Source organism: Streptomyces sp. NPDC001093 (genome assembly GCF_040298985.1).
Lineage (GTDB): Bacteria > Actinomycetota > Actinomycetes > Streptomycetales > Streptomycetaceae > Streptomyces.
This window is the reverse complement of sequence record NZ_JBEPBF010000239.1, coordinates 1-6938: the sequence shown is the minus strand read 5'-3', so window position 1 is coordinate 6938 and position 6938 is coordinate 1. Positions and strand designations below refer to the sequence as shown.

The 6938-nt window shown below is 69.5% G+C and carries 6 protein-coding genes and 1 pseudogene; 3 read left to right on the top strand and 4 right to left on the bottom strand.

Annotation, left to right across the window (positions count from 1 at the left end):
• Positions 1 to 46 precede the first annotated feature (46 nt).
• From ABT288_RS48920 to ABT288_RS48905, 4 genes and pseudogenes are all read right to left on the bottom strand, one after another.
• Complete coding sequence (locus tag ABT288_RS48920; RefSeq protein ID WP_351623230.1) at positions 47 to 358, bottom strand: SDR family oxidoreductase; 312 nt, start codon at positions 356 to 358, stop codon at positions 47 to 49.
• An 88-nt stretch (positions 359 to 446) separates the two neighbouring features.
• Positions 447 to 791: pseudogene (locus tag ABT288_RS48915) on the bottom strand (SDR family NAD(P)-dependent oxidoreductase); the annotation flags it as partial.
• 71 nt (positions 792 to 862) lie between these two features.
• Positions 863 to 1672, bottom strand: a complete 810-nt coding sequence (locus ABT288_RS48910; protein WP_351623228.1) for a maleylpyruvate isomerase family mycothiol-dependent enzyme — start codon at positions 1670 to 1672, stop codon at positions 863 to 865.
• 10 nt (positions 1673 to 1682) lie between these two features.
• Entirely contained in the window at positions 1683 to 2444 is a 762-nt protein-coding gene (locus ABT288_RS48905) for an enoyl-CoA hydratase/isomerase family protein (RefSeq protein WP_351623226.1), read from the bottom strand.
• 416 nt (positions 2445 to 2860) lie between these two features.
• On the opposite strand from ABT288_RS48905, the gene nhaA reads away from it, so the two are divergent.
• The 3 genes from nhaA to ABT288_RS48890 all read left to right on the top strand — a co-directional run.
• Entirely contained in the window at positions 2861 to 4756 is a 1896-nt protein-coding gene (gene nhaA, locus ABT288_RS48900) for a Na+/H+ antiporter NhaA (protein ID WP_351623224.1), read from the top strand.
• A gap of 629 nt (positions 4757 to 5385) precedes the next feature.
• Positions 5386 to 6336 carry a site-specific integrase gene (locus ABT288_RS48895; protein WP_351623222.1) on the top strand — a complete coding sequence of 317 codons (951 nt, stop codon included), beginning with the start codon at positions 5386 to 5388 and terminating at the stop codon, positions 6334 to 6336.
• A gap of 147 nt (positions 6337 to 6483) precedes the next feature.
• Positions 6484 to 6938: hypothetical protein (locus tag ABT288_RS48890; protein WP_351623220.1), on the top strand; the 455-nt coding region annotated here is incomplete at its 3' end.

Sequence of the window (6938 nt, the reverse complement as noted above, 5' to 3'; positions counted from 1 at the left end):
CGCGTCCTGGTCGTCCAGGACGCGGGGCGCTTCGCCGTCGGATCAGTCATCCCACGCTCGCGCCGCCGTCGACGCGCAAGATCTGGCCGGTGATGAACCCGGCGTCATCGGAGAGCAGGAAGCAGACGGCGGCGGCGAGTTCCCGGGGCTGGGCCAGCCGACCGGCCGGGACACCGGCGAGGTAGCGGGCCTCACCGGGCGATCCGGGCGGGTTGTTCTCACGGAACAGCTCGGTTTCGGTCGGCCCGGGGGCAACCGAATTGACGGTGATCCCCGCGCCGGCGAGCTCGCCCGCCCAGGCACGCGTGCAGAAGTCCAGCGCGGCCTTGGCGGCGCCGTACGAGGTGCGCTCGGGCAGGCCGACGGTGACCAGGCTGGTGACGTTGGATGATCCGTCCCCAGCGTTGCGCGGTCATGCCGGGCAGCACCGCCTGGGTCAGCTGTACGGCGGTGCGGACCGTCAGGTCGTACACGGCCTGCAGGTCGTCCAGACCGACGGCGGGCAGCGGGGCGGGGCGGACGATCCCGACGTTGTTGACCACGGCATCGACGGCCCCGCCGAGCAGGACGGCGTCGAGGGTGCGCGCGGTGGCAGCGCGGTCGGCGAGGTCGACGGTGTGGAAGTCGCCGGGGAAGTCCGGTGGGGCCGAGCGGGCCAGCCCGACGGGGCGGTGGCCGGCGGCGTCCAGGCGGTCGGCCAGCGCGCGGCCGATGCCTCGTGAAGCGCCGGAGATCAGCACTCTTCTGGAAATCACGGCTTCGGGTCTCCTCAAGGCGTGTGCGGGGCGCATGGCCTCACGCCGATCGGCGCCGCCGGGGATCTGCTTCCCGGCGGCGCCTTGGCGGGGCTGTGTGGATGGGTTCAGTATCCGGGGAACAGCGATCGAAGATCGTCGAGCGTGGCGGCGCCGGTGACCGTGACACCGTCCTGTGGCCTATTGCGGCCGTAGACCAGCCGAAGCACCGCCTCGGCGGTCCCCGACACGGTTCCGGCCGGTTCGGCGGGCTCGCACGGGTAGATGTGCAGTTCGGTGTCCAGATCGAGCAGCAACATGCGCTGCGGATCGGTGACTTCCACCGCGAACTGGCGGGGGCCGAGCCGGGACAGGCTTTCCGCGTCCCGGAAGCGGGTGGCCACCAGGTCGACACGCTGCCACAGGAGTTCCACCTCCTGCGCGGGAATCGTCGAGGCCGGGGTCAGGGCCACCGTGATGTCCCAGGCGTGCAAGGACTGTTCGGAGAGCCGGTATCCGGCATAGCCGGCGAGGCCGAGCAGACCGCTGAAGTACGGCACGCGAAGACTCTCGCGTTGGTCGGTGGTGAGCCCGTCCAGCAGGTGCAGATGGCGCGCGTCGGTTTCCTGCCAGGCTGCACGCTGTGCCGGCCCGGGCAGGGCGTCCCAGCGATCCCATACGGGCAGGAGGTCTTCGCGCTGCGGGCCCCTCGTGTCGCCCTTGAGGCCGCGTTCCACCAGGGTGGTGCAGATCTCGGCGGCGCTGCCCAGGTGGGACAGGACCTGGGCGATGCTCCATCCGTCGGCGAAGGACGGTCGGGACAGGTCCTCGTCGGACAGGTTCCCGACAGCGGTGTTGAGCCGGTCCGAGCTGGCGTGCAGTGCCGCCAGCCAGTGTTCCAGGGGAGTCGTGTGCTGCATGGTCGCTTCAGTCGTCATGGCCGGCCTCTCAGCCCTGGTGGGCGAGATCGGCCGCGGTCAGGCCCTCCAGGGCCATGCCGAGCTGGGTGCCTTCCGCGATCCGGCGGCTGATGCGCTGACGCAGGGTGACAGCCAGGTAGCGAGTCAACAGCTGCGGCCGGGCGGCCAGGGTCTCGGCCAGCTCCTGGGCGCGGGGAAGGACCTTGTCCAAAGGCAGCACCTCGGCCACCGCGCCCCAACGTTCGGCCTGTTCGGCGGTGAAGGAGCCCTGGGTGAGGGCGAGATGGCGGGCGCGGTTCAGACCCAGCGCCTCCTCCCAGACGATGTGGATGCCGTCGCCGGGAACGATCCCGAAGGTCAGGTGCGGGAAATCGCTGAAGACGGTGGTGTCGGCGGCCACGACGATGTCGGCGAGCAGGGCGTACTCGCTGTGTACCGAGGCAGGGCCGTTCACGGCGGCGACGATCGGCATCTCCAGGTCCGCCAGCCGCTGCATGACGCGGCGGCCCTCACTGAGGGTGCGATCCCACTCGGCGGGCTTGGTGATGTCACCCAGGCTCGCGCCGTCGATATCGGTCATGAAGCGGTCACCGGTACCGGTGATCACCAGCACCCGGTTGTCCCGGTCCTCACCGATCTCGTACAGCGCGCGGGGGAAGTCGGTGTGCAGCCGACCGGTGAAGGTCGCGGGGCCCTGATCGGTATGGAATCGCAGGGTGAGCACCCCGGAGGGGGTCCGGCTCATCGCCAGGGCGGGGAAGGCGGTGAAATAGGCAGGGGTTCCGCTCATCACGGTCTACTCCTTGGTCCGTGGACGCGTCCGTGGGCGTTGCGTCCTTGTGCCCAGACAACCTCCCTGCCTGCCCGATCTGTACCCGGTGGCCAGACCCTCTGCCGAGGACGGCCATAAGTGACTTTTCTGGTGAGGCCGGACTTCGATCAGGCGACGCTTGCTTCTACACGGTGGTGGACTGGGTGACCGGCGCAAGCGATCTTCCCTCGTTCCAGTCGGCACCTCGTGGCGGATGCACCGGACGAGTGCTGCGCGCGGGGTATGCCGGGCCGCTCGTCCAGTGCCTGGGCCAAGCCCGTGATGCCCCCGCGCCCCCGGCCGTTGCCGCTGCCATGAACCAGAGCCTGCCTGACTGCTACACGCGCCGGCCGACACACCGGCTCTCCGTCCGCAGGCGTGTAGCCACGCCTGGAATGAGAATCTGGCCCGTGTCCCGTGAATCAGACGCTTACACAGGCCAGACGGTGTGCGGCAGCGGATCGCGTTCCCCGCTGCGCGCCTTCCTGCACACCGAGACCGGCGGCGCCGCCGTCCTGGTCGCCGCGGCGCTCGCCGCACTCGTCTGGGCCAACGCGGCACCCTCGGCATACACGTCGTTCTGGGACACCCGCCTGTCTGTCCGCTTCGGAACGTACGGGATCTCGCTCGGCCTGCGCGCGTGGGTCAACAGCGGCCTGATGACGCTCTTCTTCTTCGTCGTCGGTCTGGAGGCCCGCCGTGAGTTCGACATGGGGGAACTACGCGAGCGCAAGCGGCTCGCGCTGCCGCTCGTCGCGGGGCTCAGCGGCATGATCGTGCCCATCGCCCTCTACCTCGCCATCAACGCCGGCCACGGCAGCGAGCAGGGCTGGGGTGCGGCCATGTCCACCGACACCGCGTTCGCCCTGGGCGTGCTGGCCGTCGTGGGCCGCGGCATGCCGCCCGGACTGCGGGTCTTCATCCTCTTGCTGACCGTGGTCGATGACCTTCTCGCCCTCGGCGTCATCGCATTCGTCTACAGCGGCCGCATCACCGTGCCCGCACTCATCGTCGCCATCGGCGCCCTCGCACTCGTCCTGCTCGTTCGACGGCTCGGCGTACGCCACGGCAGCGTGTACGCGCTGCTGGGCGTTGTCGCCTGGGTCGCCCTGCTCGCGTCGGGTGTGGACCCGGTCGTGATCGGTCTCGCCCTGGGGCTGCTCACCTACGCCTACCCCGCCTCGCGCGCCGACCTGGAACACGCGAGCGGCCTGTTCCGGCTGTTCCGCGAGCAACCCACCCCAGAGCTGGAGCGGTCCGTCCGCGCCGGCATCGCCTCGGCCATCTCCCCCAACGACCGCCTGCAACGCCTCTACCACCCCTGGACCAGCTACCTGGTCGTCCCGCTGTTCGCCCTGGCCAACGCCGGCATCGAGATCAGCGGCGACCAATTGGCACGAGCCTTCACCTCTCGTGTCACCCTGGGCATTCTCATCGCCTACGTCCTCGGCAAACCACTGGGCATCGTCGGGGCCTGTGCGCTCACCACGCTCGCCTCCCACGGGCGGCTGCGCCTCCCCGTCGGCTGGGGAGCGGCAACCGCCGGCGGCGCGCTGTGCGGAGTCGGGTTCACCGTCTCCCTGCTCATCGCAACCCTCGCCTTCCACGGTGCACGCCTCGACCAGGCCAAGCTCGGCATCCTCGCCACACTGGTCTGCTCCTTCCTGACAGCCAGGCTCGTCACCGCGGCAATCGGCCTTCTACCACCTCCGTTGCGGCTCCGGACCCTGTTCGGGAAGGCGGAGACGATCACCGACCTGGCCGTGCCTGTCGACCCCGACCGCGATCACATCCGAGGCCCACACAACGCCTCTGTGACCGTCGTGGAGTACGGAGACTACGAATGCCCGTACTGCGGACAGGCCGAGCCCGTCGTCCGTGAACTCCTCACCGACTTCGGAGACCTGCGCTACGTATGGCGCCACCTGCCCCTCACCGACGTGCACATCCACGCACAACTCGCCGCCGAAGCCTCCGAGGCAGCTGCACGCCAGGGCCGCTTCTGGGACATGCACGACCTGCTGCTCAGCGACCAGGAAACCCTCCGCATCGAAGACCTGCACGCCCACGCTGCCGCCATCGGACTGGACACCGAGCGCTTCGAACGAGACATGCGCGCCCACACCGGTGCAGCCCGCATCGCCCAGAACGTCGAATCGGCCGACCTCAGCAGCGTGGCCGGAACCCCCACCTTCTTCATCAATGGCCGCAGACACCACGGCGCCTACGACCTCACCAGCCTCACCGCCGCTGTCCGCGCCGCCCGCGAACGCGCCTCCGTCACTGCCTGACGAACCACGGCAGAGGGACCTCGCCGCAACTCGGGCTGACACAGATCACAAGCCGCCATCCAACATGAACAGGACCCGCCAACTGGATCACGGCGACCTGCAGAAACCACCCACCGCACCTGCCAACTAACGTGAACAGCCACAGTCGTGATGTGATCGGCTGTGGCTGAGCACTCCAGCCGGCGGGTGAGCGCGTGAGTTGGAGGGACTCCGAGGAAGACGCGAGCGGGCCGCGCTCGCGTTGAGTGAGCGGGGCCCGGTGGTCCGTTGCGCTCCGGCCGTCCAGTGGAGGCCGGACAACCCGTTCCTCGGGACGCGGATGGAGGCTGGTCCGCACACGTTGACGATCGTGCGGGACGGCACGGTCGTCCATGGCTGATCTCAGCGCTCCTTCGGGTGACGTTGAGAGCCGAGTGTGGCCGCTGCCGCGCTGGTCAGGCAGGGCGGCTGAATGGTTCCTCGATCCAGAGAGGTGCCTTGGCTCTGGGGGCTCGGTGCAGCTGTTCTTCACGGACCGGCGGAAGGTCTGGAGGGTGGGGGACGTGGCCGGCGTTCGCCCTGCCGAGCTGAGCGAGCTGTTTGAACGGCGACGGGTTCCGACGGGCACGCCGATTCCTCTGGACGAGGCGATGCGCCCGGTAGAGCCGCTGTCGAGCTGGTTCCGGGTGATCAGCCAGCAGGGCCTGGACGTGAAGACAATGCGGGCGTATGCCTACACCGTCTTGATGCTGCTCAACTTCCTTGCAGCACGGGGCCTGGACCTGCGGCTGGCGACCGAGAACGACATGCTGGAGTTCCGGCGGTGGCGGCGCGAGGACGCCGAGGAGACGGTCGGCGAGGCCACCTGGGATCGGGACGCCGCCGCGATCGGCGGGCTCTACGACTACTTGGCCCAGGTCGGCTACGTGAGCGGGCGGCCCTGGCGGGCGACGGGACGCGGGGCGTCCCTGGGCAGCGGGGTGAGCCGGGATCCGCGGGTCCGGCACATGGAGCCTGACCAGTACCTCTTCTTCCGGGACGTCGGGTTCGGCGGCCTGGAGCCGGGCGGCGGCCTGGACTTGGGCTTCCGGGGATGGCGGCCGCACCGCAACCGCTCGGCGTTGGAGCTGGCGCTGATGACGGGGATGCGGATCCAGGAGTGGTCGACCCTGCTGCTGCCCGAGCTCGGCCTGTCAGGCGGCCGCCGGTCCGCGGTCGCGGACGTCGACTTGGCGGCGTGCGCGAAGTACGGACGGCCGCGGACGGTCTACGTGCCCCGGGACGCGATGGAACTGCTGGAGCCCTATCTGCTGCTCGAGCGGCCGGAGATCGTGGCGACGGCGCAGCGCACGCTGTGGCGCCAGGTGCGCGACCTGTTCGTGGTCCAGCGGATCGAGGGGGACGGCACCCGGGTCCGCGGGGTCCTGGAGGGCGTCACGGCCACCCGGGTGATCAAGGACATGAAGCCGGGCCTGCGCCGGATTACCGTAGTGGAGACGGGCGACGGCCTGGATCCGCCGGCGCTGTTCATCGGCCGGGGCGGCCGACTGCTCACCGGCTCGGGCTGGGACCGCACCGCTGGCGGGCGTGGAAGCGGATGAAGCAGTGGAGCGAGCACGGGGGCAGCCCCGGTGCTGCCCCGGCACTGCTGGGTCTTCCACTCTGGCCGTGTTGCGCGCGACGAGGTGGCCGGCTGCCACGGCGGCTGATGGTCCACTACGCTCTGGTACAGGTCGGGGGAGGACAGGATGGGCACTGCGCTGGTCGAACCGGTGGCTGTGAAGCGGTCGCGGCATGTGAAGCGTGCGGCACAGGCTGCAGGGGTCGGGCTTGCCGCGGTGGCCAGTTCCGTGCTTGCGACGTGGCTGTTGCTGGATTCCAGCGCCTGCCAAAACGCGCCGGGCTATGGCTGCCTCGGCTTCGCCGTCCTGTGGTCCTACCTCGTGCCCTTCCTGACCTTCCTCCTCACCTGGGCAGCCTTGCGCATCCTCGAAATCCGGCCGGCCTGGCTCACCGCTCTGCTCGGCACCGGCATCGGCTGGTATCTGGTCCGGAGCATCAACGTGGTCCGGTCGCTCCCTGGTGGCACGCAGTACATCCAACCCGCCTTAGACGTCGTCTCATTTGGTGTTCTGGGTAGTCTGCACCGTGTGGTGATGGTCGAGCGCATGGTGCCGGACGAGTTGTGGGAACTGTTCCAGCG